Here is a 26388-nt window from a genome sequence, read left to right on the forward strand (position 1 = left end):
AAAGCCGTCCGCCCATGTCCACCCCAGACACGCCCACCACCGACACGCCCGCCCGCTTCGACCCTGCCCAGATCGAGCCGAAATGGCGCGCGGCCTGGGATGCTGCCGGGACCTTTCAGGCCACGCCGGATACGGACAAGCCGAAATACTACGTGCTTGAGATGTTCCCCTACCCCTCGGGGCGGATCCATATGGGGCATGTGCGCAACTACACCATGGGCGACATGGTTGCGCGCTACAAGATGAGCACGGGCCATAACGTGCTGCACCCCATGGGCTGGGACGCCTTCGGGATGCCCGCCGAGAACGCCGCCATGGACAGTGGCGGCCATCCGGCGGAGTGGACCTATCAGAACATCGCCGTGATGCGCGACCAGATGAAGCCTCTGGGCCTGAGCATCGATTGGAGCCGCGAGTTCGCGACCTGCGACCCGGAGTATTACGCCCAGCAGCAGGCGCTGTTTATCGATATGCTCGAAGCCGGGCTGGTCTATCGCAAGAACGCCACGGTGAATTGGGACCCGGTGGATATGACCGTGCTCGCCAATGAGCAGGTGATCGACGGCAAGGGCTGGCGCTCCGGCGCGCCGGTGGAGCGACGCGATCTGACCCAATGGTTCTTCAACATCTCTGGCATGGCCGAGGAGCTGCTGGAGGCGCTGGACGGTTTGAAGGACTGGCCCGAGAAGGTCCGCACCATGCAGGCCAACTGGATCGGCAAGTCGCGCGGGCTGCAATTCGCCTTTGATCTGACTGCTCCGGCGGGCGGGCAGGAGAAGATCGAGGTCTATACGACCCGACCCGATACGCTGATGGGCGCGTCCTTTGTGGGGATCTCGGTGGATCACCCACTGGCCAAGGCACTGGAGGCCGAGAACGCGGAACTGGCCGCGTTCAACGCGGAGTGCCGCCAGATGGGCACCTCCGAGGCTGATCTGGAGCAGGCCGAGAAGCGCGGGTTCGATACGGGGCTGAAGGTGTGCCACCCGCTCAACCCGGACTGGGAACTGCCGGTCTGGGTCGCGAATTTCATCCTGATGGATTACGGGACCGGCGCGATCTTTGCCTGTCCGGCCCATGACCAGCGGGACCTGGATTTCGCACGGAAGTACGATTTGCCAGTGATCGATACCTTCCTGGCGCTGGAAGATGGCGCACCGGTGGCGGATACCGCCTTTGTGCCGCCCAAGACCGAAAAGGTCCGCTGGCTGGACCATTTCGCAGGCTTGGATGAAGCCACAGGGCAAGAGGCAATCGATGCAACGATTGACTGGGTCGAGGCCAAAGGCTGGGGCACGGGCGTGACCAAGTTCCGCCTGCGGGACTGGGGCATCTCGCGCCAGCGCTATTGGGGCTGCCCGATCCCGGTTGTGCATTGCGAGAGCTGCGGCGTGGTGCCCGAGGCCAAGGAAAACCTGCCCGTGGAGCTGCCCAAGGATGTCAGTTTCGACATCCCCGGAAACCCGCTGGACCGGCATCCGACCTGGCGCGATGTGGCTTGTCCGAAATGCGGCGCCCCGGCCAAGCGCGAGACCGACACGATGGACACCTTCGTGGACAGCTCGTGGTATTACGCGCGTTTCACCGCGCCCCGGGCCGAGACGCCAACGGATCTGGCCGAGGCTGAGTACTGGATGAATGTGGACCAGTATATCGGCGGGGTGGAGCATGCGATCCTGCATCTGCTTTACTCGCGGTTCTTTGCCCGGGCGATGCAGATCACCGGGCATCTGCCCGAGAAGGCCAGCGAGCCGTTCAATGCGCTCTTCACCCAAGGCATGGTAACCCACGAGATCTACATGACCCGCGACGATGCGGCGCGGCCGGTCTATCACCTGCCCGAGAATGTGGATGTGGAGGCGCGGGTGCTGCGCGCCACGGGCGAGGCGGTCGAGGTGATCCCTTCGGCCAAGATGTCGAAATCCAAGAAGAACGTGGTGGATCCGGTCAATATCATCGAGGCCTATGGCGCGGATACCGCACGTTGGTTCGTGATGTCCGACAGCCCGCCGGAGCGGGATGTGGAATGGACCGCCTCGGGGGCAGATGCAGCATTCAAGCATCTGAGCCGGGTCTGGCGGATGGCCAATGAGCTGAGGGGGAGCGACGCCTCGGAGCCCCCTGCGGGAGCCGCCTCGGCGTCGCTGGCTCTGGCCCGGGCCTCCGCCCGCGCCATTGCCGAGGTCACCGCGGGGATCGAGGGCTTTGCCTTCAACAAATCCGTGGCCAAGCTCTATGAGTTCACCAACACGATCCAGAAATCCAAGGCCCCCGACGCCGAGCGGCGCGATGCCCTGCGGATCATGGCGCAGCTCATGTCGCCGATGACCCCGCATCTGGCCGAAGAGGTCTGGTCCATGCTCGGTGGCTCCGGCCTTGTGGCCGAGGCCCCCTGGCCCGTTGCCGATCCGGCCCTTCTGGTCGAGGACACCGTCACCCTGCCGATCCAGATCAACGGCAAGCGCCGGTCGGAGCTTGTGGTGGCCAAGGATCTGCCCAAGGACGAGGTTGAAAAGCGCGCGCTGGCGGATGATGCTGTGGTCAAGGCGCTCGCCGGGGGGACGCCGAAAAAGCTGATCGTGGTGCCCGGCCGGATCGTGAATGTCGTTATCTGATCGTCGGACCTTCTTGCTGGCCCTGCCCGCCGCCGCCCTTGCGGGCTGCGGCTTCACGCCGGTCTATGCCCCGGGCTCGGAGGCGACCAACCTGCAGGGCACGGTCCGAATGGACGATCCGACCAATGAGGACAGCTTCGACATCGTCCGCCAGATCGAGCAGCGGCTGGGCCGCCCGACGGCACCGATCTATGGGCTGACCATCACCCCGAGCGTCGACGAGGAATCCCTGTCGATCGTGGGCTCGCGCGACATCACCCGGTTCAACCTGATCGGCAGGGCGGATTTCGCCATGCGCAGCCTCGCCGACAACCGCGTGCTGCTGGCGGGGGAAGTGGACAGCTTCACCTCCTATTCCGCCACGGGCACCACCGTCAGCACCCTGACCGCCGAGCGCGATGCCCGCACCCGGCTGATGATCAACCTCGCCAATCTCGTGGTCACCCGTCTCATCGCGTCGCCCGAAAGCCTCGCCCTGTGAAGCTGTCTCCCCGGGATCTGGCGGGCTATGTCGCCCGCCCCGAACCCGACCGGGCCGGCGTGCTGCTCTATGGCGGCGACGCCATGCGGGTGTCCCTGCGCCGGCAGGCCCTGATCAAGGCGCTGGTGGGACCCAAGGGCGACGAGGAGATGCGCCTGACCCGGATCGCGGGGGCGGATCTGCGGCGCGACCCGGCAGCCCTGATGGATGCGATGAAGGCGATCAGCATGTATCCCGGCCCCCGCGCCGTCCATGTGGAGGGCGCAACCGAGCAGGCCGCCCCGGCCATCACCGCCGCCCTTGCGGAGTTCCAGCCCGGGGACGCCACGCTGGTGATCACCGCAGGCAGCCTCGCCGCACGCTCGGGTCTGCGCAAGACCTTCGAGGGGCACAAGAACGCCTATGCCGCCGGGATCTATGACGACCCGCCCGACCGGGCCGAGATCGAAGCGATGCTGCGCAGCGCGGGTCTGGGCGAGATCAGCCGCGAGGGGATGACTGATCTCAACGATCTCGCACGCGCGGTCGATCCCGGGGATCTGGCGCAAATCATCGAGAAACTGGCCGTCTACAAGCATGGCGACCCCAGCCCCGCCACGCCCGAGGATGTCGCCGCCGTCGCGCCTGCCTCGACCGAGGCGGAGCTCGACACCCTGCTGCATGCGGTGGCCGAGGCGGATCTGCAGCGCATCGCGCCGCTGGTGGCGCGGCTCTCGGATCAGGGGGAGGGCGCGGTACGGCTGTGCATCGGGACGGCCCAGCATTTCCGGCGGCTCTATACGGCGGCAATCGACCCGGGCGGCCCGGCGGCGGGCATCTCGCGCGCACGCCCCCCGGTCTTTGGCCCCGCGCGCAACCGCATGATCCGCCAGGCGCAAAGCTGGGGCGCCATGCGGCTGGAGACCGCGCTCGGCATCATCACGGAAACCGACCTGACCCTGCGCTCCTCCCAGAAGGCGCCACAAATGGCCGTGATGGAACGGGCCCTGATCCGGCTCGCCATGCTCGGCGCACAACGATAGCCCCGCAAGGAGTCCTCCGATGTCCGACTACACCGTTTATGGCAGCCCGCGGAGCCGGGCCTTTCGCGTGATCTGGATGCTGGAAGAGCTGGGCGTGCCCTACACGCTCAACCCCGTTGCCCCGCAATCCCCCGAGATCCGCGCCATCAGCCCGACAGGCAAGCTGCCCGCGATGACCGTGGGCGAGACCGCGATCACCGATAGCAGTGCGATCCTAACCTTCCTGGCCGACGCTCATGGCGCGATGACCGCCCCCGCCGGGTCGGTGGAGCGCGCCCGTCAGGATGCGTGGCTCTACCGGATCCTCGACGAACTGGACGCGGTGGTCTGGGCCGCGGCGCGCCATTCCTTCGTGCTGCCCGAGGGGGAGCGGGTGCCCGAGGTCAAACCCTCACTCAAGCGGGAATTCGCCCGCAATCTCAAGCGGATCGCGGCCGAGATCGGGGACCGCCCCTTCCTGATGGGGGACGAGATGACCGTGCCGGATTTCGTTCTGACCCATTGCATGGGCTGGTCGCTCATGGCGAAGTTCGACCCGCTGCCCGCGCCGCTGGATGCCTATCACACTAGGATGCGCGCGCGTCCCGCATATCAGCGGACCTCGCAGGCCGCCTGATCCAGCCAGCGCAGCGCGCCCTGCCCCGCCCAGCGCCCGGTGGCGAAGCACCCGGTCAGCAGGTAGCCCCCGGTCGGCGCCTCCCAGTCCAGCATCTCGCCGCAGGCAAAGACCCCGGGCCGATCCCGCAGCATGAGCTGCGCGTCCAGCGCCTGCGCCTGCAGCCCCCCGGCCACCGAAATCGCTTCGTCCAGCGGACGGGCACCGTCATGCGCGACCGTGACCGCCTTGAGTTGCGCGGCCAGCGCCTCGGGGGATGTTGGCAGGGGGCGGGCGCATTCCTGCACGAGCGCGATCTTGACCGGGGTCAGCCCCGCCCCCTTGCGCAACCGCGCAGAGATACTCGCCTTGCGGGGCACCCGCGCCAGGCGCCGGGCCAGATCCTCCGCCGTGAGATCGGGGCAAAGGTCGAGGACAAGCGGCGCGCCCGCCCGCAGGGCCGGGGACAGGGTATAGATGCCGCCGCCCTCGATGCCCCGCGCGCTCAGCACCACCTCACCGCGCGAGCGCAGCGCACCGGCCTGCATGGCTATCCCCTTGAGAGGGGTGCCGAAATGCCCGGGCATATGGTCCGACCAGCGGCGCGCGATCCCCACATTGGCCGGGGCGAAGGGGGCACAGGGCGCCCCGATCCAATCCACCCAAGCCCCGTCAGAGCCCAGCCGCCGCCAGCTCGCCCCGCCGAGGGCGAGGATCACGGCTTGCGCCGCCACCTGCTGGGGCCCATCCGGGGTCTCGAAGAACACTCCCTCGTCCTTGGCCCAACCGGTCCAGCGCCAGCGGGTGCGCAAGATGACGCCCTGCGCCTGCAACCGCGCGAGCCAGGCGCGAAGCAGGGGTGAGGCCTTCATCGCATTGGGAAACACCCGCCCAGTGGAGCCCGTGAACACCTCCTGCCCCAAGCCGCGCGCCCAATCCTGCACCGCGTCGGGACCAAAGGCCGCGAGCATGGGCGCGAGCCATGCATGCGCCGGGCCATAGGCCGCCGCAAACGCCTCGGGCGGTTCGACCTTGGTCAGGTTCAGCCCGCTCTTGCCCGCCATCAGGAACTTGCGCCCGGGGCTGGGCATCCGGTCGACGACCAGCACCTGCTTTCCCGCCGCAGACAGGACATCTGCCGCCATGAGCCCGGCCGGCCCCGCCCCGATCACCAGCGCATCGGGGCGGCTCATCGGGAGGATCCTGTGGATGAAAGGGCGTGTGTCATGCCGCCTCCATCCCGCCCGGGCGCAGTGAAATCAACCCCTCCGCGCCGGAAAGCTTGCCAGCGACCGCCGACGCGCCAGATTTGTGGCAGACAAGAGGGGAGCCGTTTCATGCGTGAGGATGACCCGATCTGCCCGCTTTGCGCGCGCCCGATCCCGCCCGAAGCGCCCCAGAGCCTGCACCATCTCGTGCCGAAACTGCGCGGTGGCAAGGGCGGGCCAACGGTCCTGCTGCACCAGATCTGCCATAATGAAATCCACGCGGTGCTGAGCGAGGCCGACCTCGCGCGGAGCTATGCCACGATTGACGCCTTGCGTACCCATCCGCATCTGGCCCGCTTCATTTCGTGGATCGCCAAGCGACCGCCCGAGTTTCACGGCAAGACCACCGGCGGGCGCCGCGCTTGGAAGCGCAGGCGATAGGTCACGCTGACGGGGCTGCATCCGCGCGATAAAATGGGGCGATGGAGCATGTCACGTCAGGGAGGAAGCGATGACCGTCCACTATTCCGCAGACAGCCGGGCCCGCGTGGTCGAACTGACCGTCTCGGGCAAGATCACCCATGCCGATTTCGAGGCGATCCTGCCGCAGATCGAAGCCGAGCTGGACCGTGGTCCGTTGAGCCTCGTGGAGGTGATCGACAGTTTCGAGGGGTTCGACCTCGATACGCTATGGGACGGGCTGAAGTTCGACATCGCCCATTGGTCCGAGTTCCGCCGGGTGGCGATCGTCACCGATATGACCTGGTTCAGCCCCTTTGCGCGCATGGCCGATGCCCTCACCCATCTGCAGGTGAAGGAATTCAAGCGGGATCAATTGGATGACGCGCGGGACTGGGCCCGCAACTGGGCCAGTCTCGATCCGTGATCAGAGCTGGCTGTCCTGCAGCCGCAATTGACGGGCCCGGGTGAGGATCGCATCCTCGACCGCCAGGACAGTGTCCACAGAGGCCGGGCCGTTGCGCGTCGCAAGCGCCACCCGCAGGGAGCGGGCATCCAGCGCCGGGTCCTGAACATAGACCGTCGCACGATAGGCGCGGCTCGACCCCGGTGCCGTCCCGAAGCCCATGACGATCACCCCTGTGAAGGGATCCACGGCTTCGACGGGCATGAAATCCAGCACATCGAGCGATGCGGCCCAGATATACTTGTTCACCTCAACGGTGGTGTTGGGATCATCCCGTGCATCGAACAGATCCCAGATCGATCCGTCACTCCCGGAGACATCGTCAATATTCGTGGGCAAGTCTTCCCGCGGCGCGCTGGGCCCGAGGCTGTCAAAGCCGCTACAGGCCGCCACCACCGTCAGAGACAGTGCCAATGCAGAGGCCCGCAAACCCGGATAAATCATTGCGTCCCCCCGCAGGTGACCGTGAACTTCGGCCTTTGTCTTACCCGAGGGCCCGGCACCTCACAAGGCGTTTCGCCGCCCCGTTCGGCGTGGCAAGATCGACCACGCCAAGTTCCGCTCAGAACGGTGCGAAACCGGCCCCTGCCATCACTGTGTCTTTGTTGCACCAATCACTTCGCAGAACGGATTGGCCAATTTGGCATTTCTTGCAATCACACTTCGAACAACGGAAAGAGAAGCATACCCAGCCGGATCCACTGCGCTGGGGTGCACTGTTAACACACGAGGGAAACCCGATGAAAAAGCTTCTCATCGCTTCTACCGCCCTGGTTGCCACGTCCGGCTTTGCTTATGCCGACGTGACCCTGGGTGGCTCCGCACAGTTCGGCGTCATCTATATCGAGGATCGCGCTGATCCCAACGCTGGCGTTGGTACCACCGACTCGGACGCAACCGAAGAGCTGTTCCTGGATTACGAACTCCAGTTCGACTTCTCCGCATCTGGCGAAACCGATGGCGGTCTGGGCTTCGGCATGAGCGCTGAGCTCGAGTCCGACTCCGACGGCGAAGGCAACCAGAACGCTCAGTCGATCGACCCGGAAATCTTCATCACTTCCGGCTTCGGCACCCTGACCGTTGGCGCACTCGACGTCGCACCCGACGCCGCTGGCTTCGGTAACACCCGTGACCCCGGCTACGACGGTGTAGGCGTTGACAACCTGATCGACGCAATCCTCTTCGTGAACGCATCCGACCTGTTCAACTCGGACGAGAGCGGCGCAGCGAACATCATGTACCAGGGCACCTTTGGTGGTCTGTCCCTGACCGCGACCGCGCACTCCCACGAGAAAGACTTCGGCGCAGTTGCCGAGTATGACTTCGGTACCTTCAACGTTGGCCTGTCCTACGTGTCGGTTGACGAAGTGATCATCGGTGCTACCGACGGCGACCTCGTTGCAGACCTTGTCACCGGTGAAGTTTCTGAAGTTGGCGGCACTCCGGGTACTCCCGGCGGTGGTGAGACCTGGGGTGCGACCATCGGTGGCTCCTTCGCAGGCTTCGATCTGGACTTTGTCTACGCAGATCACACCAACGACTTCGACGCAGACGCCAAAGCATATGGCCTGTCCGGCGCATATGACCTCGGCATGTACGAAGTGACCTTCGCTGTGAACCAGGTTGAGCTCGACAACACCGACATGGGTGACATCGACGGCACCGCATACGGTATCGGCGTTTCCTACGACCTCGGCGGCGGCGCATCGCTGCAAGCCGGTGTTGCGTCCCTGTGGAACCCGGCCGAAGACGACAACTTCACGACTGCTTCCTTCGGGATCGCAATGTCCTTCTAATCGACATCTGTCGATTGAAGTTGAGAGCGGGCCTTGTGCCCGCTCTTTTCTTTTGGAAAGACGGGATCTGTGGCACCGAGGAGGGAACATGGGACTGTCAGACATCCAGACGCGCATCGCGGCCGCAGCGGCCAAGGCCGGGCGCGATGCCTCCGAGATCGACTTGATCGCGGTCTCCAAAGTGCAGCCCAATGAACGTGTCGAAGCGGTCCTGAACGAAGGGCACCGGGTCTTTGGCGAGAACCGCATCCAGGAAGCCGCAGGCAAATGGCCCGATTTCCGGGCGCAATTTGACGGCATCACGCTCCATCTGATCGGCCCGCTGCAATCCAACAAGACCCGCCAGGCGGTCGAGCTCTTCGATGTCATCCACACCGTGGACCGTCCCAAGATCGCCCGCCGCATCGCCGATCACGCACAGGAGCTGGGGCGCTGCCCCGAGATTTTTGTCCAGATCAATACCGGCGATGAGGGCCAGAAAGCAGGCCTGCCCATCGCGGAGACAGACGCCTTTGTTGCCGAATGCCGCGCCCTCGATCTGCCGCTGCAAGGGCTGATGTGCATCCCCCCCGTGGACGAGGAACCGAGCCTGCATTTCGCGCTTTTGGCGAAGCTGGCTGCGCGCAACGGGCTGACCGGCCTCAGCATGGGGATGAGCGGCGATTTCGAGAGCGCCATCGCCCAGGGCGCGACCCATATCCGGGTCGGCTCCGCGATTTTCGGCGCGCGGGTTCCCCCCGCCGCCTGAGCCCTCAGCCTACGATCAACCGCGATTGCAGGGTGATGCGCGGCGCGAGCCAGCGCAGATCATCGCGCGCGAGCCCGATACAGCCTTCGGTCGGACGCCCCGCTCCGCGCCACTGGTGAATGAAGATCGCCGAACCCGCCCCCTTGCGCGCCTGCGGCCAGTTCCAATCGGTCAGCACCACCAGATCATAGAGCGGATCCGCCCGCCAGAGCCGCTCATGCCCGAACGGGTGGGGACGCCGGATGATCAGGTTGTAATCGGGATCCGCCACATCATCGGACCAGCCGTCCCGGGGCCGGATCGGCAGCGCCCAGTTGGCTGGTGGCGCCATGCGGTCCGGACGGTAGAGCATCCCGATCAGCCGATGCACGCCAAGTGGCGTGGCACCATCCCCTTCGGCCTTGGCCGCGCTGAGCCCTCCACGTCCGATGGTGCAGGGCAGCACCCGCCCCCCAAAACGCAGCCCCAGCGGGGTCAGGACCAGATCCGTCGGCGTCATGAGCCCGCCGGGGGTGGGGCTGGCGGCAGATCCTCGAAACAGGGCAGCCCCTCCGCCACCACGTGATAGGGTTGCCGGTCCTTCATGAAGATCGCCAGTTTCGAGCCGCCGTAATCCTCGGCCGGATTGTCCAGCGTGCCCACCTTGACGATCACCAAAGGCCGTCCCGGCAGCAGCGTCGTCAGATGGGTGCCGCAGGTCCCGCAAAACTGCCGCGTGCGCGGCGTGTCCAGATCGGACCGGGTGAAGGTCTTGGGCATGCCTTGCGTCACCGCAAAGCCCCCCTCCGGCACGGCCATGAAGAAATTCGGGCCACCACCCGAGATATACTGACATTCCCGGCAATGGCACTGGGCCTTCATCACCGGTGCCTCGGTCACCTCATAGCGGACCTCGCCGCAATAACACCGTCCCTGCATGGACCGTCCTCCCCCTAGAGCAAATGTCCCGACTTCGCCGCCTTGGTCGCGAGATAGGCCGCATTCTCGGCGGTCTGGCCCACCTGCAAGGGCACGCGTTCGGCGACGGCGATACCCGACGCCTCCATCATCGCGACCTTGGCCGGATTGTTCGTCATCAGCCGCGTGGCCGAAAAGCCAAGCTGCCGCAGCAGGTCCGCGCCCAGCCGGAAATCCCGCTCGTCATCCTCGAAACCCAGACGGTGGTTCGCCTCTACCGTATCAAACCCCTGATCCTGCAACGCATAGGCGCGCATCTTGTTGGCCAGCCCGATCCCGCGCCCCTCCTGATTGAGATAGAGAAGGATGCCCGCCCCCTCTGCACCCATCTGGGTCAGCGCCCCGCGCAGTTGCGGGCCGCAATCGCATTTCAGCGATCCCATCACATCGCCGGTGAAACAGGCCGAGTGCAACCGCGAGAGCACAGGCTGATCCCGGGGCGGGCTGCCGATCTCGACCGCGTAATGCTCTTCGCCGCCATCACTGGGGCGAAACACATGGAGCCGCCCGGCCTCGGACACCTCCAAGGGCACCCGCGCCGCGATCACTTCGGCAAGGTCGCTTTGGGCCGGGGTGTCGGCCTCCAGCGTGGTGAGATGGGCCGCCGCCGCCATCTCGGCGGCGACCGGGGCCATGACCACGGCCGGCAACAGCCGCGACTCCTTGGCAAGCACAAGTGCGGCCCGGGCCAGATCCGACGCGCCATCCCGCGCCATCCGAAACGGGCCCTTCATGGGTACGCGCAGGTCATCCGCGGGGTCCGCCACCGCCTGAACCCAGCGCAGATCCGCATCGCGCGGCAGCTGGATCCGGGCCAGATCCCCGTCATAGGCGATCGCGCGTAGGGTCTCGGCCCGCCGTGCCGTGATCGCCAGAACCGCATCTTCGGAGCGCTCGATCACCGCCGCGAGCCGCGCCGCGGTCAGGGTTTCGGTGGCCAGCGCGAGGGCAAATCGCGCCCCTGCGCGCAGGACAACCGGCACGCCCATCCGCAAATCAGCCCGGGCGCGGGCGCGCATTTCGTGGCGATCGGGGCTCAGGGCCATGGTCCGTCCTTGTAACACTTCGCCTCCTCCTGTAACCGTCCGGGCCCGAAATTGAAACATTCCCCGAGCCTGCGACACGACGGCGTGAGCGATCGCGCGGAAACCTTGCCCGATCCGGTTCCGGCACGCATCTGTGATCCAAGCGAACCGGAGGACCCGATGGCCACTTTGAGAAAAATTCTGCTCGTCGATGATGATGAGGATCTGCGCGAGGCCCTGTCCGAGCAGCTTGTGATGACCGAGGATTTCGACGTCTTCGAAGCGGGCTCAGGCGCGGAAGCGATGGAAAAGACCAAAGCCGGTCTCTACGATCTGGTGATCCTCGATGTGGGTCTGCCCGACACGGATGGGCGCGAGCTCTGCCGTCTGATGCGCAAGCAGGGCGTGAAGTGCCCGGTGCTGATGCTGACCGGCCATGACAGCGATGCGGACACGATCCTCGGGTTGGACGCCGGGGCGAATGACTACATCACCAAGCCGTTCAAGCTGCCGGTGCTGCTGGCCCGGATCCGCGCCCAGCTGCGCCAGCACGAGCAGTCCGAGGATGCCATTTTCACGCTCGGGCCGTACACGTTCAAGCCCGCGATGAAGATGCTCGAGACCGAGGATGACCGGAAGATTCGCCTCACCGAGAAAGAGACGAACATCCTCAAATTCCTCTACCGCGCCACCGAGGGCGTGGTGGCCCGCGACGTTCTGTTGCATGAGGTCTGGGGGTATAACGCGGGTGTGACCACCCACACGCTCGAGACCCATATCTATCGCCTGCGCCAGAAAATCGAGCCAGATCCGTCAAATGCACGGCTTTTAGTGACCGAATCCGGCGGCTACCGACTGGTGGCTTGAGGCAACACTCTGCGTCCCGTGTCCAAAGGTCCTATTCTCTGGAACCTTTTGGAAGCGTAGATGTTGAAGGAGCAAGACACCCTATGCTGTGACGGGGTTATGCCACAGCACCTCCCTGTTGGACTGAGCCGGGCCTCGTGCCCGGCTTTTTTTTGTCGCCCAGCACAGGCCGCCATTTTCACGCGCGCCGGATCCGCACCCGGCATCACGCCATGAAGAAGGCACCCGCCGGGACAGCCGAAGGGTGCCTTGTTGACCCCGGCACGCAGGGCGGCGCTGGAGTTCGCACTACTTGGGAGAACGACGCTTGCGCCTCGGACCAAGGCCACCTCGGCGGAGGCGGCCGCGCGAAGAGCCTATGCGGCCGCAGAAACCGCGCCGACAGCCTGCTTTCAAAACGCCAAAGATCTCCGTAATTCAGAGAATTACGCCCGAGCAGAGGTGCTACGCGTGTCTGAGCAAGAAGAACCGCGCAATCGAGGGCCGCTGATCCGTCAGCGCCCCGCCCCGCCAGCACCTGCAATCCGCCGACATGCAGCCTCTGGATGCTGGCGTCGCCTGTGCGCCCAGCTCTCGGGCGGCGCGGCGCGGTTCGGCGATGGCACATGCCGGGACCCCGCACCTTCAGGGGGCGGTCTGGGGCTTTCTTCCCGGGCGGCAAATCGCTAGGCAGATGGCACGCTGTCGAAAGGATTTGCCCTGTGACCTTGACCATCGCCACCTGGAACATCAACTCCGTGCGGCTGCGCGCCGAGCTGGTTGCGCGGCTTCTGCGCGACGAGGCGCCGGATGTGCTCTGCCTGCAGGAATGCAAGAGCCCGGTGGACAAGATCCCTGCCGAGGTCTTCGCCGAGCTGGGCTATGGCCATGTGGTTGCGCGGGGGCAGAAGGGCTATAACGGCGTCGCGATCCTGTCGCGCCACCCGCTGGAGGATGCGGGGCACCGGGATTTCGTCGGCAAGGGCGATGCCCGCCACGTGGCCGCGCGGCTCGGGAACGGGCTAACCGTGCATAACTTCTATGTCCCCGCCGGGGGCGATGTCCCCGACCGCGAGGTGAACGACAAGTTCGGCCACAAGCTCGATTTTTTGTCCGAGATGCGGGACTGGTTCACCGCCGAGCCGCCCCAGCGCGCGGTGCTGGTCGGTGATCTGAACATCGCGCCGCTGGAAGACGACGTCTGGTCCCACAAGCAGCTCCTGAAAGTGGTGAGCCACACCCCGATCGAGGTCGATGCCCTCGAAGAGACCCGCGCAGCCGGGGCTTGGGTCGATGTGACCCGCGCCGATATCCCCGAGGGCAAGCTCTATTCCTGGTGGTCCTACCGGGCAAAGGACTGGTCCGCGGCGGATAAGGGGCGGCGGCTCGACCATATCTGGGCGACCCCGGATATCGCGGGCGGGGCCCATGGATCGAAGGTCCTGCGCGATGTGCGCGGCTGGGAAAAGCCCAGCGACCACGCGCCCGTTCTGGCCAGCTTCACCCTCTGAGACCGCGCCAGAGGGCCCGTGCCGGGAACTCTCCCCTTGGCCTCGGCTGCGGGAGGTTCCATATACCATAGCGAACGAGGAAACGAGGACAGCCATGTTGGAATTCGGACAGGCGGATACCGCCCCCGCGGGCGCAGGTGATCTGATCAAGGACACGACCGAGGCGACCTTCATGGCGGATGTCATCGACGCCAGCCAGGAGATCCCGGTCATCGTCGATTTCTGGGCGCCCTGGTGCGGCCCGTGCAAGACGCTGGGCCCCGCGCTTGAGGCCGCCGTGACCGCGGCCAAGGGCAAGGTCCGCATGGTCAAGGTCAATGTGGACGAAGCCCAGATGATCGCCGGGCAGCTCCGGATCCAGTCCATTCCCACGGTCTATGCCTTTCACAAGGGTCAGCCCGTCGACGGGTTTCAGGGCGCGATCAGCCCTGCCGAGATCACCGATTTCGTGACCCGCGTCTCGGCGCTGGCCGGGGATGCGGATGGCGGTCTAGCCGAGGCGGTCGAGGCTGCCGAGGCGATGCTGGCCGAAGGGGCCGCGGTGGATGCCGCCCAGACCTTTGCCGCGATCCTCGGCGAGGAGCCCGAGAATGCCGCCGCCTATGGTGGGCTGGTGCGCGCGCATCTGGCCATGGAAGAGCTGGATCAGGCCGAGGGCCTGTTGTCGGCCGCGCCGGAGGCCATTGCCAAGGCCCCCGAGCTCGACGTGGCCCGCGCCCAGCTGGAGCTGGCCCGTCAGGCCGCCGAGGCCGGGCCGGTGGCCGAGTTGCGCGCCAAGGTCGAGGCCGATGGCGATGATCACCAGTCGCGACTGGATCTGGCCCAGGCGCTCCATGCCAATGGCGAGACCGAGGCGGCCGTGGACGAATTGCTCGAGCTGTTCCGCCGGGACCGCGAGTGGCAGGACGGAGCGGCCAAGGCGCAGCTCTTTACGATCTTCGATGCGCTCAAGCCCCAGGACCCGATTGCCCTGAATGGCCGCCGCCGCCTGTCGTCGATGATATTTGCCTGAGCGGGTCGCGGGGCTACGTGACAGGTATGAGATTTTCAGCCGCCGACCTTCCCGAGACGATCCCGGTCTTTCCTTTGCCCGGCGCGCTGCTGTTGCCGCGGGCCCGGCTTCCCCTGCATATCTTCGAGCCGCGCTATCTGGCGATGCTCGAGGATGCGCTCAAAACCCCGCACCGCCTGATCGGCATGGTCCAGCCCCGCGAGGTGCCGGGGTCCAAGGATCGACGGCTGCATCATATCGGCTGCGCGGGCCGGGTCTCGGCGTTTTCCGAGACCGAGGACGGGCGCTACATGATCACCCTGTCCGGGATCTCGCGCTTTCGCGTGTCGCGCGAAGTGTCCGGGTTCACCCCCTATCTCAAGGCGGATGTGGACTGGGAGGATTTTGGACGCGATCTCGGCAAGACCGAACAGGATGTGGGGTTCGAGCGGGATCGCTTTCTCTCCCTGCTGCGCCGGTTCTTCGAGGATCAGGAGATGCAGACCGACTGGGACAGCCTGTCGGAAGCCGAGGATGAGTTGCTGATCAACTCGCTCTCGATGCTGTGCCCGTTCAACCCCGAGGACAAGCAGGCCCTGCTCGAGGCGCCGTCCCTGTCGACCCGGCGCGAGACCCTCGTCACCCTGATCGAGTTTGCCCTGCGCGGCGGCAATAGCGAGGAGCTTCTGCAATGACTCAGGAGGCCGGTGAATATGACCGCCACATGCTGGAGAGCCTCGTCTGCCCGGTGACCCGCGCGCCGCTGGCCTATGACGCGGAGCGGCAGGAGCTTGTCTCGCGCGCGGCCCATCTGGCCTTTCCGATCCGCAACGGCATCCCGATCATGATCGCGGATGAGGCCCGCGCGCTCGACTAACCGTCATGGCGAGACCGGGTCAGGCCGCCCCGTTGGGGCGGCGGACGCGCGCCGCTGATCCGCTGCGCCCCTGCCCACCGCCGGACAGGTGCAAAACGCCCCGCACGCCGCGGGTCCGCCGCGCCGCTGCGGCGCGGCGTCCGGATCCGGGGCCAGCGCTTGACCCCGCCCGCGCGGACCGTAGGCTGCGGCCAATCTATCCAGACCAGAGAGTGTTTTCATGACACAGCGCCTGCATATCGTCTTCGGGGGGGAGCTTGTCGACCCGTCCGGCACCGAGTTCAAGAATGTCGACGACGTCCATGTGGTCGGCGTCTATCCCGACTACGCTTCCGCCTATGACGCCTGGAAGAACGAGGCCCAGCGCACCGTGGACAATGCCGAGATGCGCTATTTCATTGCCCATGTGCATCGCCTGCTGGACGAAGCGACCGAGGATTCCTCGACCCAGACGCTGAGCTAGGATCCCATGCCCCGGTCCCTCGGTCTCGCTCTCTATCTCGCGGTGAACAGCCGCCTGTCCGGCTGGGCCGAGCGCAAGATCGCCGAACGTCTGGCCGCGGGCAAGGAAGACCCCGACCGCTATCGCGAACGCCTCGGCGAGACCGACCGCCCGCGCCCCGATGGCCCGCTGATCTGGATCCATGCGGCCAGCGTCGGCGAGGCGCTCTCGGTGCAGGAGCTGATCCGCCGCCTGCGCGAGGAACGCCCGGAGGCGACGATCCTGCTGACCACGGGCACCCGGACCTCGGCGGATCTGCTGGCCTCGCGCCTGCCGCAGGGCGCGCTGCACCAGTTCGCCCCGGTGGACTCGAAACCCGCCGTGACCGGCTTTCTCGACCATTGGCGCCCGGATCTGGCGATCTGGATCGAGAGCGAGCTCTGGCCGCGCATGATCCATGACACCGCGGCACGGGGCATCCCGATGCTCCTGATGAATGCCCGCATGTCCCCGGACAGCTACAAGCGCTGGCGCTGGATGCGCGGCACCGTGCGCGCCCTGCTGGGCCGGTTCAACCGCATCCTGGCTCAGGACGACCAGACCCTGCGCTTTCTGAGCCGTCTCGGCGCCCCCACGGATCGCACCCGCGCCATCGGCAGCCTCAAAGAAGGGGCGCAGGTCCTCCCCTATTCCGAAACGCTCTACAAGGATTTCCTCGAAGAGGCCGACGGCCGCCCGATCTGGCTCGCTTCCTCGACCCATCCCGGCGAGGAGGTGATGGTCAGCGCCGCGCACCGGGTGCTCGTGCGCAAGACCCACCGCCTGCTCATGGTGCTGGTCCCACGCCATCCCGAGCGCGGCCCCGAAATCGCCGCGGCCCTGCGCGACGAGGGCTGGGATGTAGCCGTGCGCTCCGAGGGGGAAGGGGTCGATCTCGACACCCAGATCTACCTCGCCGACACGCTGGGCGAGCTGGGCCTGTGGTACCGGATCGCCCCGGTGAGCTTCATCGGCGGATCGCTGACCGAGGTCGGCGGACACAACCCGTTCGAGCCCGCCGCCCTCGGCTCGGCCATCGTGCATGGCCCCCATGTCTTCAACTTTGTGGATATCTACACCCGGCTCGCCGAAGCCGGAGCCTGCCGCGTGGTGCACAACTCCGAAAGCCTCGCCAGCACGCTCGATGACCTTTTGGCCCCGAACAAGGCCGCGAGCATGGCCCATGCCGCCTGGGAGGTCTCGTCCCGTGGTGCGCAGGTCACCGATATCGCGGTCTCCGAGGTGCTGACACAGCTCGATGATGCCGAGGAGGCCGGGCGCGCCGCTGGCCGGATGCCGGGCTGATGCGGGCCCCGGGCTTCTGGTTTACCCCGCCCGACGCCCCGGCCCTGCCGGCGCGGCTTCTGGCGCCGCTGGGCGCGCTCTATGCGGCGGGGACCGCGCGGCGCGTGGCCAAGCCAGCAGCCCTGCGCCCGGGCATCCCGGTGATCTGCGTCGGCAATATCAATGCCGGTGGGACCGGCAAGACCCCCACGGTGATCGCCCTGCAAATGGCGCTGATGGCCCGGGGCATCGCCGCCCATGTGGTCAGCCGCGGCTATGGCGGCGCGCTGGAGGGCCCCGTGGCCGTGGACCCGCGCTCCCACCAAGCTGGAGATGTGGGCGACGAACCCCTGCTCCTGGCGGCGTTCGGGCCAACCTGGGTCGCCAAGGATCGGGCCGCCGGGGCGCGTGCCGCCGAGGCCGCCGGCGCACAGGCGATCCTGCTCGATGACGGGTTTCAGAACCCGGCCATCGCCCGCGACCTGTCGATCGTCGTGGTCGATGCCCATCGCGGCTTTGGCAATGGGCACGTCCTGCCCGCAGGCCCCCTGCGCGAGCCGGTGGCCAAGGGGCTGGCCCGCGCGGATCTGGTGCTGAGCATCGGGCCAGAGCCGGCCCAGACCCGGTTCCGCGCCGCCTGGGGGTCCGCGCTGGGGCAATTGCCCCACCTGACCGGGCACCTCGCCCCGCTGCAGACCGGGATGGACTGGGACGGGCTGCGCGCCGTGGCCTTCGCGGGGATCGGGCATCCCGAGAAATTCTTTGCCACCCTGCGCGATCAGGGGGTGATCCTGTGCGGGACCCACGGGCTCGACGATCACCAGCCGCTGGACGCGCGGCTCATCACGCGGCTTCTGGCCGATGCCAAGGCCCAGGGCGCGCAGCTGGTGACCACCGAGAAGGACGCGGTGCGCCTGCCGCCCGAGATGCGGGGCGATGTGCTCACCCTGCCCGTGCGGCTCGCGCTGGACGCGCCCGAGGCGCTCGAGGCGGCGCTGGACCGGCTGTTGGCCTGACACGCAAAGGGCGGCCCCGCAGGACCGCCCCGATCTCGCAACATGGCGCCGGGATTACTCCTCCAGCAGGCCATCCAGCACCGCCGAGAAATCGCGGTAGTTCATGTTGGAATAGCTCTCGCCATTGATGATGAAAGACGGGGTGGAACTGATCCCGTCGGCCTCGGCATTCTGCTGATAGAAGGCCACCAGCGCCTGCGCCTTCTCACCATCCTGCAGGCAGGCATTCACCTGCTCGTCGGACATGCCCGCGACACGGCCGATGCGGCGCAGGTTGTCGGCGACCACGGCGGGGCTGCCATTGCCGGTCCATTCGCTCTGCTGTTCAAAGAGCACATCGGTGATCCCGAAATACCGCTCCTCCCCGCCGCAGCGCGCGACCATCCCGGCCCAGAGACCGAAGCGGTCGAAATAGACCTCGCGATAGACGAACTTCACCTTGCCGGTGTCGATGTAGTTTTCCTTGATGTCCTTGAAGACATTCTCGTGGAACGTCTTGCAATGGGGGCAGGTGAAGGAGGCGTATTCGACCACAGTGATCGGCGCATCCTCGGCGCCGAGCGTCATGTCGATGACGCCCGAGGTATCAACCTCCTGCGCCGTGGCCGCCGAAACCGGCGAGAAGGACACGCCCTGGGCCGTGCCACCGGATTGCTGCGTGCTGTACCAATAGGTCCCGCCGGCGATCACGGCGAGGGCAAGAGCCGCACTGGGAAGAAGTCGAGCCATGAAAGCCCCTTTCACGTTTTGGTGTCGTTGGACAGGATGTTGCGCCCGAGCCGGGCAAGTGCTGCTCGCAGCTCGGGGCTCTGGATGTCTTCGGCTGCCGCATCCGCCGCCTGGGCGACCTGCGGCGAGGGTTGGCGCGGGCCGCGCGGTGCCGCGGTGTAACCCGCCTGCGGCTCGGCAAAGCCCGTGGGCGCGGTCTGGGTGATCTTGATCCGCGAGATGGCGTTGTAGCCGTAGCAGGCATTGACCTTCTCGCGCAGCCGCTCTTTCTGCATCTCCAGAAGTGGGGCAAAGGCCCCCGTGGTCAGCACCGTGAGCGTCGCGCCGAACCCGCGCCGGGCATAGCCCACATTCACGGGCCGCGCCTTGGCCGCCAGATCCGGACCGGCAATCTCATCCCAATGGGTGAGCAGTTTGGACACGGCGAAGCCCCGGCTCTCGCCCGCAGTGCGGATCCGGCTTTCGAGCAGCTTGCCCGTCTGGCGGAACCCGAAGCTCCGGTTTTTCACGCGCGTGGCCATCGCCCTCTCGCTTTCGTGTGCATACGCCTTAGTCTAATCGCTTGCGCGGCCCATTCCAGACCCCAGAAGGATCCGATGTCCCACGATGCATAAAAACTTCGAGAGCACCGCAGACAGCGCCGACCTGCTCGACTGGTATGACAGGCATGCGCGGGTGATGCCATGGCGCGTAGCCCCTGAGGATCGCGCGGCGGGCATTCGGCCCGATCCGTACCGGGTCTGGTTGTCCGAGGTCATGCTGCAACAGACCACCGTGGCCGCCGTGAAAGACTATTTCCGCGCTTTCACCGACCGCTGGCCCACCGTGTCGGATCTGGCGGCGGCGGAGGATGCCGAGGTGATGGGGGCCTGGGCCGGGCTGGGGTACTATGCACGGGCGCGGAACCTGCTGAAATGCGCGCGGGTCGTGGCCTCCAAGCATGGCGGGGTCTTTCCCGATACGGCCGAGGGGCTGCGCGCCCTGCCGGGGATCGGCCCCTATACCGCCGCGGCGGTCTCGGCCATCGCCTTTGACCGTGCCGAGACCGTGGTCGATGGCAATGTGGAACGGGTCATGGCCCGCCTCCACGGGATCGAGACGCCCCTGCCCCCCGCCAAACCCGAACTGACCGAAGCCGCCGCCGCCCTGACGCCACAGGCGCGGCCCGGCGACTACGCGCAGGCGGTGATGGATCTCGGGGCCACGATCTGCACCCCGCGCAACCCGGCCTGCGGGATCTGCCCCTGGCGTGAGCCATGCGCGGCGCGGGCTGCGGGCAATGCCGCCGAGCTGCCCCGCAAGCTGCCGAAAAAGCCCAAACCGACACGGCTGGGCTATGTCTATATCGCCCGCCGCGGGGATGGCGCATGGCTGCTGGAGACCCGGCCCAACAAGGGTCTGCTGGGTGGGATGCTGGCCTTTCCAAGCTCCGACTGGACCGAAGAGTCCCCCGCCGAAGCCCCGCCCCTCAGCGCCGATTGGGCCGATCCCGGGCTGGAAGTCCGCCATACCTTCACACATTTCCACCTGCGCCTCGCGATCCGCCTCGCGCAGGTCGGGACCGCCCCGCCCAGCCGCGGCGAATTTACGCCGAAGCACGCTTTCCGCCCGGCGGATCTTCCGACCCTGATGCGCAAGGCCTATGATCTCGCAGCACCCCAGTTTGAGTTAACAGAGCCTTAAACGCTCTGGCCTAGGGGTGGATCCAATGACGGAGGCTGCATGATCCCGCCCAAGAAAATGGCGCGCCTGTCCCGGGCCCTGCCCTTCTGGCTCTCGCTGTTTCTGGTGCCCGCGCTGCTGCTGGCGGCGGCCTTTGGCGGATGGGCGCTGCTCCTGCCGCCGCTGACCAGCTGGGGGCTCTTCTCGATCATGGATGCGGTCGCCGGGCTCGAGACCGAGAATGCCGACCCCGAGACGCCGATCGAGGATCTGAGCTTCTACCGGGTGATCACGCTCGTCTGGCTGCCGGTGCAAACGCTCGTGCTGCTGATGCTGCTGGGCACGGTGCCCGAGGCGGCCCATCTGGCGATCTGGGAAAAGATCGCCGTGTTCTGCGGGTTCGGCGTGGCCTCGGGCACGGTCGGGATCACCTATGCCCATGAGCTGATGCATCAGAAGAACCGGATCGAACGCTGGCTCGCGGACCTGCTCATGGCCTCGGTGCTCTACAGCCATTTCCGGTCTGAGCATCTGCTGGTCCATCACCGCTATGTAGGCACGCCCCGCGATCCGGTCACCGCGCGCTACAACGAAGGGTTCCACCGCTTCTACCCCCGGGTCCTGCGCGAATGCTTGCAATCGGCCTGGGCCGCCGAAACCGCCCTGCTGGCGCGCCGAAACCTGCCCGCCTGGCACAGCACGAACCCCTTCTGGCGCTACGGGCTGCTGCAGCTCGGCTGGATCCTTCTGGCGGGCTATGTGGGCGGCTGGGCCGGAATCGGCCTGTTCTTCGTGCAGGCGGGCGTCGCGATCTGGCAGCTCGAGCTGGTGAACTACGTCGAGCATTACGGCCTGACCCGCAAACATCTGGGCGAGGGCAAATACGAGCATGTGCAGCCGCACCACTCGTGGAACGCCTCGCAAAAGGCGTCGAACTGGCTGCTGATCAACCTGCAGCGGCATTCGGACCACCATTACAAGCCCGACCGGCGCTTTCCGCTGCTGCAGACCTATGATGCCGCCGAGGCGCCGCAGCTGCCCCATGGCTATCCGGTGATGACCGCGCTGGCGATGATCCCGCCGCTCTGGCGGCAGGTCATGAACCCGCTGGTGCGCGACTGGCGGCAGGCCCACTACCCCGAGATCGAGGATTGGGGCCCCTATAAACGCGCCGAGCTGCCCCTGCCGCGCTGAGCCCTAGCGCACCAGCACCGGGGCCGCGTGAATATGGGAGCCCTCCTCCCAGGCGGTGACGATGAAATCGGCCACATCCGCGCGCGAGATAATCCCGTTGCGCCAGTCGGACGGCTCCGTCAGCACCCGGTAGACCCCGGTGCGGCGGTTGTTCGACAGGATCCCCGGACGCGCGATGGTCCAGTCGAGGCCAGAGGCCTTGATCATGTCCTCCTGCACCGCCTTGTCGGCATAGGCGCGGCCCAGAATGGCGCTGTGGCCCATGCGCTCCAGCGTGCTCATGGCGGCGTTGCTCTCGCCCGCACCGAAGCCCGTGACCACCAGCAGACGCTTGATCCCCGCGGCCTCCATGGCCGGGATCAGCACGGCAGTGGCATCGGAAAAGACCGTCGTGGGCCGCGCCAGCGCGGGAATGGATTTCGGGATGCCGAGGGCCGAGACCACCGCGTCGCACCCTTCCAGCGCCTGCGCCACCGCCGCCGGGTCCAGCGCGTCCCCCGCGACCAGCTCCAGCTCGGGATGGTCGTGCTTGATCCCCTCCGGGTGCCGGGCAAAGGCCCGCACGCTGTGCCCCTGCTCCAGAGCGCGCAGAACAACCTCGCGCCCGATCCCCTTGCTGCCACCGATCACCAGTAATTTCGCCATACCGCACCTCCGTTTCTTCTCAGATAGGGTGCGCGGCGCGAAATGAACCCCCGGCAGCGGCCAATTGCGCATGGGCGCGCCCGGCGCGGCAGGACAGCGGGATATCAGACGAAAAAAGACCCTGCCTGAGGGTCAGGCAGGGTCGAGGTGCGTGCCGGGCTGCAGGCCGCAGGCACGGGCGGTAACTTTGTGTCCGTGATGTCTTAGTTGGCGCGCATTTCCTTGCGGATCTGCTGGCGGAGCAAGTCGATGGGCACATCCTTGCCCTCACGCCGGAAATGCCAATAGGTCCAGCCATTGCAGGAGGGCGCGTGTTCCAACGCCGCGCCGACCTGATGGATCGAGCCGGTGACCTGATCCGCGACCAGCGTCCCGTCGGCCCGCACCTTGGCGGATTTGCCCCCCGGAGAGGTCAGCACCTCGCCCGGGCGGAGCATGCCGCGCTCGACCAGCTGGCCGAAGGGCACGCGCGGCTCAGCACGCTTGGACTGGCTGACGGCGAGGCTTTCGCGATCGTAGCGGCGGACATCCTTCAGACGCTTCTCGGCCACTTTGCGATAGGCCTCCTCGCGCTCGATCCCGACGAAATCCCGGCCGAGCTTCTTGGCCACGGCGCCGGTCGTCCCGGTCCCGAAGAACGGGTCGAGCACCACATCGCCCGGATTGGTCGTGGCCACGATCACCCGGTGCAGCAGGCTCTCGGGCTTCTGGGTCGGATGGGCCTTGTCGCCCGCCTCGTCCTTCAGACGCTCATGGCCGGTGCAGATCGGCAGCACCCAGTCCGAGCGCATCTGGATGCCCTCGTTGAGCTGCTTGAGCGCCTCGTAATTGAAGGTGTATTTCGCGCCCTCGGATTTGCTGGCCCAGATCAGGGTCTCATGGGCATTGGTCAGCCGCTTGCCGCGGAAATTCGGCATCGGGTTCGACTTGCGCCAGACCACATCGTTCAGGATCCAGTAGCCGGTGTTCTGAAGCGCCGCGCCCACCCGAAAGATGTTGTGATAGGAGCCGATCACCCAGATCGCCCCATTGGGCTTGAGCAGGCGGCGCGCCGCTGCCAGCCACTCGGCGCTGAACTTATCATAGGTGGCAAAGCTCGCGAACTGGTCCCAAGCGTCATCCACCGCATCGACCTTGGAGTTATCCGGTCGGTGAAGATCGCCCCGCAACTGCAAGTTATAAGGAGGATCGGCAAAGATCAGGTCCACCGATGCCTCCGGCAGGGCGTTCATCACCTCGATGCAATCACCCGCGAGAATTTCATTCCGGGGAAGCGTCGCCGCCTCCGGTTTTTTCGTCTTGATTGTCATATCTGCCTCGTCCGCGCTTTGCGCTGTTGTTGCGTCAAAGATGAGTCAAACGTGATTCGCGGTCAAATTCTTTTTTGAATCAAGAGGTTAGTTATTTTTCTTGATACAAGATATTGTGGACGGGGCGGAAACTGCGTCTATGATGTGGGCTGACCCCAAGATCTAGAAGCGCCGTGCGATGCATTTTTGTCGGGTATCCCGCGTTGGTTTCCCAGCCATAGCCGGGATAGAGGCCCGCAAGCCGGGTCATCTCCGCATCCCGTGCCACTTTAGCAACAATCGAGGCCGCGGCGATCGAGAGCGATTTGGTGTCGCCCTTGATGATCGCATGGGCCGCGCAGGGCAGATCGTCGGGACGGTCGCGCCCGTCGATCAGCGCCATATCCGGCGGCGCGGGCAGGTCCGCCAGCGCCCGGAGCATCGCGAGATGGGCGGCGCGGCGGATGTTGATCTGGTCGATCTCGTCCACCTCCGCCACGCCCAACCCGACCTGGGCCACCGCGCGCAGCTGTTCGGCGAGGGCTTCGCGTCGCTTGGCGGTCACCTGTTTGGAATCGTTGAGCCCTTCGGGGATGTTGTCGGGGTCCAGCACCACCGCGGCGGCCATGACTGGACCGGCGAGCGGGCCGCGCCCGACCTCGTCCACCCCGGCGATCCGGGTGTAGCCTCGGGCGGCGAGATCGTTCTCGAACTGAAAATGGGGGCGGCTCATGGGCCGAGACTGGCCCGGGCGCGCCGGGGCCTCAAGGGCAAAGCGCGCGCCGGGCGGGTCTTGGGTCTGTCTCAGGCGTTGTCGACCTGGCCATGCTTGCGCAGGCAGGGGCGGCTGAAATACTGGCGCCAGCGACCATCCACCCAGCGCTGCCGCAGGCAGCTTTGCGGCACCTCCACCGCGACGTTGCGGCGGTCCAGGCAGGCCTGGCTATAGAAATTGACCCAGCCCCGCTCGGTGTTCAGCCGCCGCTTGCATTGAACCCGGAGGCTGGGGAGCGAGACGTTGGGCGTCTTGCTGTGGCTATGGGCCCCGGAGCCGCTATGGCTGTGATGACCATGGCTGCCATGGTGATGCCAATAGGTCTGACTGGGGGATTTGGCGCTCTTGCGGGCGGCTTTCTTGCGATCCTTGTCGTCCTGGCGGTCATTATAGATCTTGGCCACCACGCCGAGGGCCGCCGCCCCGAAGAGCAGCTTGCCAAGCGTGTCTGAGTCCATGGCGCGGGCCGGAGAGGCGGTCGCGGTCAGGCTGGTCAGGGCGATCATGCCGCTCAGGATGGCGGCGGTCAGGGTTTTGAACATCGGAAACTCCTCTGGTCCGTGGATGCCCCCAGCGTGGATGCGGACCAAAGACGCGCTCAATATCAGGGCCCTGCTATCGTGCGCGCGGCCTGCGCTATTGAATATCCCCGGCGCTCTGGTCACTCTCGGCAGTATGAAACCCGCGTCTCGTCTTCTTTTGATCTGCTGTTGGCTTGCCCTGAGCGCCGGGCCGCTTCAGGCCGCGTGCTATGCGGATTACAAGGCCAAGCAGGACGACCCCCTGCGCCTGCATTACGGGGTGATCGCCCTGAGCGACGACGCCTGCGCCCGCCCCGCCACCGCCAAACGCGAGGCCGAGGCGCGGATCGCCGCCGGGGGCTGGTCGCTGTTGAACATCCTGTCGACCTTCTCGGATGAGGGTCTTGCTGAACGGAAGAAGAATGCCGGACCCTACTACCTCCGCTTCTAGGACCCTGCGCACGGGCAACCGTGTGGTGCTCGCCGGGATCGGTGCGATCGTGACCATCCTGCTGATCGCGGCGGTGGTGCTGTTTCGCAGCCTGCCCGATGCCAATGCCTTCAACGCGCGGGTCGAGCGGATCTTTGTCGAGAATGACGCCCTGACCACCGGGGACCAGATCAAGCTGCTGGAGATCATCGCCCAGAGCGGCACGGCGTTTTCCGATGTGCTGGCCTCTTACCGGGTGGTGATCTTCGTGCTGCTGGTGTTTTCCACAGCGCTGCTGGTGGCGGCGTTGCTGTGTCTGGTGGCGCTGGTCACGGTGAACCGGCGGGTGTCGGAGATCGACAAGAAGGGGATCCAGGTCTCATCTCTGTTGATCAGCCGGGAAGAGCAGATCGTGGTGCTGAACGACATGGAGTTCAAGCTGACCGAGGCCGCGATGGAGACCCTGTCGGTGCTGGCCGAGGCGCGGATGGATGGCGATATCCTGTCCGGGGCGGCGATCGAGGGCATGATCCAGGGCCGCGATTCAGCCGATTGCGACGAGTCCGCCGGGGCGACGCGGATCAAGCGGCTGCGGGATGCCTTGGGCAACCAGATGGTGAGCGAGCTCTTGATCCGGAACATCTCGCGCAAGGGCTATCTGCTGAGCGTGGACAAGGCCTCCATCAAGATGATCTAGGGCCCTGGGCATCAACTTTGGCGCAGCCATCGCATGCGCCCCCCGTGGATCAAGCAGAGCCATGACAG

The 26388-nt window shown here is 66.1% G+C and carries 31 protein-coding genes; 20 read left to right on the forward strand and 11 right to left on the reverse strand.

Annotation, left to right across the window (positions count from 1 at the left end):
* Positions 1-14: 14 nt before the first annotated feature.
* The 4 genes from leuS to ACP15I_RS16125 are packed head-to-tail and all read left to right on the forward strand — an operon-like array spanning position 15 to position 4734.
* Positions 15-2615, forward strand: coding sequence for a leucine--tRNA ligase (gene leuS, locus ACP15I_RS16110; RefSeq protein WP_424975865.1), 2601 nt, complete (start codon positions 15-17; stop codon positions 2613-2615).
* A complete protein-coding gene (locus tag ACP15I_RS16115) occupies positions 2602-3096 on the forward strand; it encodes an LPS assembly lipoprotein LptE (protein WP_424975866.1) in 495 nt (164 codons plus the stop codon). The genes leuS and ACP15I_RS16115 overlap by 14 nt, the downstream gene beginning before the upstream one ends.
* Positions 3093-4118 (forward strand): DNA polymerase III subunit delta, encoded by a 1026-nt coding sequence (gene holA, locus ACP15I_RS16120; protein ID WP_424975867.1) that lies wholly within the window; start codon positions 3093-3095, stop codon positions 4116-4118. Before ACP15I_RS16115 ends, holA begins: the two co-directional genes overlap by 4 nt.
* Before the next feature lie 19 nt (positions 4119-4137).
* Entirely contained in the window at positions 4138-4734 is a 597-nt protein-coding gene (locus tag ACP15I_RS16125; protein ID WP_424975868.1) for a glutathione S-transferase family protein, read from the forward strand.
* Here ACP15I_RS16125 and ACP15I_RS16130 read toward each other — a convergent pair.
* Positions 4710-5906, reverse strand: a complete 1197-nt coding sequence (locus ACP15I_RS16130) for a TIGR03862 family flavoprotein (protein ID WP_424975869.1) — start codon at positions 5904-5906, stop codon at positions 4710-4712. The two genes, ACP15I_RS16125 and ACP15I_RS16130, sit on opposite strands and share 25 nt — an antisense overlap.
* A 144-nt stretch (positions 5907-6050) precedes the next feature.
* On the opposite strand from ACP15I_RS16130, the gene ACP15I_RS16135 reads away from it, so the two are divergent.
* Positions 6051-6362, forward strand: coding sequence for an HNH endonuclease (locus ACP15I_RS16135; protein ID WP_424975870.1), 312 nt, complete (start codon positions 6051-6053; stop codon positions 6360-6362).
* 70 nt (positions 6363-6432) lie between these two features.
* Positions 6433-6807 carry an STAS/SEC14 domain-containing protein gene (locus ACP15I_RS16140; RefSeq protein ID WP_424975871.1) on the forward strand — a complete coding sequence of 125 codons (375 nt, stop codon included), beginning with the start codon at positions 6433-6435 and terminating at the stop codon, positions 6805-6807.
* Here the strand turns inward: ACP15I_RS16140 and ACP15I_RS16145 are convergent, their stop codons facing one another.
* The gene (locus ACP15I_RS16145) at positions 6808-7290 is read right to left on the reverse strand and encodes a DUF3576 domain-containing protein (RefSeq protein ID WP_424975872.1); all 483 of its coding nucleotides are present in this window, start codon (positions 7288-7290) and stop codon (positions 6808-6810) included.
* A gap of 296 nt (positions 7291-7586) precedes the next feature.
* Here ACP15I_RS16145 and ACP15I_RS16150 point away from each other — a divergent pair, with 296 nt between their 5' ends.
* Together ACP15I_RS16150 and ACP15I_RS16155 are read left to right on the forward strand one after the other, a co-directional pair.
* Positions 7587-8642 carry a porin gene (locus ACP15I_RS16150; protein WP_424967127.1) on the forward strand — a complete coding sequence of 352 codons (1056 nt, stop codon included), beginning with the start codon at positions 7587-7589 and terminating at the stop codon, positions 8640-8642.
* A gap of 88 nt (positions 8643-8730) precedes the next feature.
* Positions 8731-9390 (forward strand): YggS family pyridoxal phosphate-dependent enzyme, encoded by a 660-nt coding sequence (locus ACP15I_RS16155; protein WP_424967128.1) that lies wholly within the window; start codon positions 8731-8733, stop codon positions 9388-9390.
* Positions 9391-9394: 4 nt separating this feature from the next.
* On the opposite strand, the gene ACP15I_RS16160 is transcribed toward ACP15I_RS16155, so the two are convergent.
* From ACP15I_RS16160 to ribA, 3 genes are read right to left on the reverse strand one after another with little or no spacing between them, the layout of a single operon-like run.
* The gene (locus tag ACP15I_RS16160; protein ID WP_424975873.1) at positions 9395-9889 is read right to left on the reverse strand and encodes a L,D-transpeptidase family protein; all 495 of its coding nucleotides are present in this window, start codon (positions 9887-9889) and stop codon (positions 9395-9397) included.
* Positions 9886-10308, reverse strand: a complete 423-nt coding sequence (locus ACP15I_RS16165; RefSeq protein ID WP_424975874.1) for a GFA family protein — start codon at positions 10306-10308, stop codon at positions 9886-9888. Before ACP15I_RS16165 ends, ACP15I_RS16160 begins: the two co-directional genes overlap by 4 nt.
* A gap of 14 nt (positions 10309-10322) precedes the next feature.
* Positions 10323-11393, reverse strand: a complete 1071-nt coding sequence (ribA, locus tag ACP15I_RS16170; RefSeq protein ID WP_424975875.1) for a GTP cyclohydrolase II — start codon at positions 11391-11393, stop codon at positions 10323-10325.
* 159 nt (positions 11394-11552) lie between these two features.
* Here ribA and ACP15I_RS16175 point away from each other — a divergent pair, with 159 nt between their 5' ends.
* From ACP15I_RS16175 to lpxK, 8 genes are all read left to right on the forward strand, one after another.
* Positions 11553-12239, forward strand: coding sequence for a response regulator transcription factor (locus ACP15I_RS16175; RefSeq protein ID WP_424967132.1), 687 nt, complete (start codon positions 11553-11555; stop codon positions 12237-12239).
* 701 nt (positions 12240-12940) lie between these two features.
* Complete coding sequence (locus ACP15I_RS16180; RefSeq protein WP_424975876.1) at positions 12941-13729, forward strand: exodeoxyribonuclease III; 789 nt, start codon at positions 12941-12943, stop codon at positions 13727-13729.
* 94 nt (positions 13730-13823) lie between these two features.
* On the forward strand, positions 13824-14741 hold the full coding sequence (locus ACP15I_RS16185; protein WP_424975877.1) for a tetratricopeptide repeat protein: 918 nt from the start codon (positions 13824-13826) through the stop codon (positions 14739-14741).
* 26 nt (positions 14742-14767) lie between these two features.
* The gene (locus tag ACP15I_RS16190; protein WP_424975878.1) at positions 14768-15415 is read left to right on the forward strand and encodes an LON peptidase substrate-binding domain-containing protein; all 648 of its coding nucleotides are present in this window, start codon (positions 14768-14770) and stop codon (positions 15413-15415) included.
* Positions 15412-15597, forward strand: a complete 186-nt coding sequence (locus ACP15I_RS16195; protein ID WP_424967136.1) for a Trm112 family protein — start codon at positions 15412-15414, stop codon at positions 15595-15597. Before ACP15I_RS16190 ends, ACP15I_RS16195 begins: the two co-directional genes overlap by 4 nt.
* Before the next feature lie 220 nt (positions 15598-15817).
* Positions 15818-16060, forward strand: coding sequence for a DUF4170 domain-containing protein (locus tag ACP15I_RS16200; RefSeq protein ID WP_424967137.1), 243 nt, complete (start codon positions 15818-15820; stop codon positions 16058-16060).
* A 6-nt stretch (positions 16061-16066) separates the two neighbouring features.
* Positions 16067-17383 (forward strand): 3-deoxy-D-manno-octulosonic acid transferase, encoded by a 1317-nt coding sequence (locus ACP15I_RS16205; protein ID WP_424975879.1) that lies wholly within the window; start codon positions 16067-16069, stop codon positions 17381-17383.
* Positions 17383-18378, forward strand: a complete 996-nt coding sequence (gene lpxK / locus ACP15I_RS16210; RefSeq protein WP_424975880.1) for a tetraacyldisaccharide 4'-kinase — start codon at positions 17383-17385, stop codon at positions 18376-18378. Before ACP15I_RS16205 ends, lpxK begins: the two co-directional genes overlap by 1 nt.
* 54 nt (positions 18379-18432) lie before the next feature.
* On the opposite strand, the gene ACP15I_RS16215 is transcribed toward lpxK, so the two are convergent.
* Together ACP15I_RS16215 and ACP15I_RS16220 are read right to left on the reverse strand one after the other, a co-directional pair.
* Positions 18433-19107 carry a DsbA family protein gene (locus ACP15I_RS16215; RefSeq protein WP_424975881.1) on the reverse strand — a complete coding sequence of 225 codons (675 nt, stop codon included), beginning with the start codon at positions 19105-19107 and terminating at the stop codon, positions 18433-18435.
* 11 nt (positions 19108-19118) lie between these two features.
* Complete coding sequence (locus ACP15I_RS16220) at positions 19119-19628, reverse strand: DUF721 domain-containing protein (RefSeq protein WP_424967141.1); 510 nt, start codon at positions 19626-19628, stop codon at positions 19119-19121.
* An 85-nt stretch (positions 19629-19713) separates the two neighbouring features.
* Between ACP15I_RS16220 and mutY the strand changes: the two genes are divergently transcribed.
* Both mutY and ACP15I_RS16230 read left to right on the forward strand, forming a co-directional pair.
* Positions 19714-20790 (forward strand): A/G-specific adenine glycosylase, encoded by a 1077-nt coding sequence (gene mutY, locus ACP15I_RS16225; protein ID WP_424975883.1) that lies wholly within the window; start codon positions 19714-19716, stop codon positions 20788-20790.
* A 39-nt stretch (positions 20791-20829) separates the two neighbouring features.
* A complete protein-coding gene (locus tag ACP15I_RS16230) occupies positions 20830-21963 on the forward strand; it encodes an alkane 1-monooxygenase (protein WP_424975885.1) in 1134 nt (377 codons plus the stop codon).
* A 3-nt stretch (positions 21964-21966) separates the two neighbouring features.
* On the opposite strand, the gene ACP15I_RS16235 is transcribed toward ACP15I_RS16230, so the two are convergent.
* The 4 genes from ACP15I_RS16235 to ACP15I_RS16250 form a co-directional block, all read right to left on the reverse strand.
* Positions 21967-22608, reverse strand: coding sequence for an NAD(P)-dependent oxidoreductase (locus tag ACP15I_RS16235; protein ID WP_424975886.1), 642 nt, complete (start codon positions 22606-22608; stop codon positions 21967-21969).
* A 203-nt stretch (positions 22609-22811) separates the two neighbouring features.
* A complete protein-coding gene (locus tag ACP15I_RS16240) occupies positions 22812-23918 on the reverse strand; it encodes a site-specific DNA-methyltransferase (protein WP_424975887.1) in 1107 nt (368 codons plus the stop codon).
* Between the two features lie 91 nt (positions 23919-24009).
* Positions 24010-24630, reverse strand: coding sequence for a ribonuclease HII (locus ACP15I_RS16245; protein ID WP_424975888.1), 621 nt, complete (start codon positions 24628-24630; stop codon positions 24010-24012).
* A gap of 71 nt (positions 24631-24701) precedes the next feature.
* Positions 24702-25214, reverse strand: coding sequence for a hypothetical protein (locus ACP15I_RS16250; RefSeq protein ID WP_424975889.1), 513 nt, complete (start codon positions 25212-25214; stop codon positions 24702-24704).
* Between the two features lie 133 nt (positions 25215-25347).
* On the opposite strand from ACP15I_RS16250, the gene ACP15I_RS16255 reads away from it, so the two are divergent.
* Both ACP15I_RS16255 and ACP15I_RS16260 read left to right on the forward strand, forming a co-directional pair.
* Entirely contained in the window at positions 25348-25644 is a 297-nt protein-coding gene (locus ACP15I_RS16255; RefSeq protein ID WP_424967148.1) for a hypothetical protein, read from the forward strand.
* Positions 25616-26320, forward strand: a complete 705-nt coding sequence (locus ACP15I_RS16260; RefSeq protein WP_424967149.1) for a winged helix-turn-helix domain-containing protein — start codon at positions 25616-25618, stop codon at positions 26318-26320. The genes ACP15I_RS16255 and ACP15I_RS16260 overlap by 29 nt, the downstream gene beginning before the upstream one ends.
* The last annotated feature ends 68 nt before the right edge of the window (positions 26321-26388 follow it).

The organism is Dinoroseobacter sp. S124A (genome assembly GCF_049801015.1).
Classification (GTDB): domain Bacteria; phylum Pseudomonadota; class Alphaproteobacteria; order Rhodobacterales; family Rhodobacteraceae; genus Dinoroseobacter.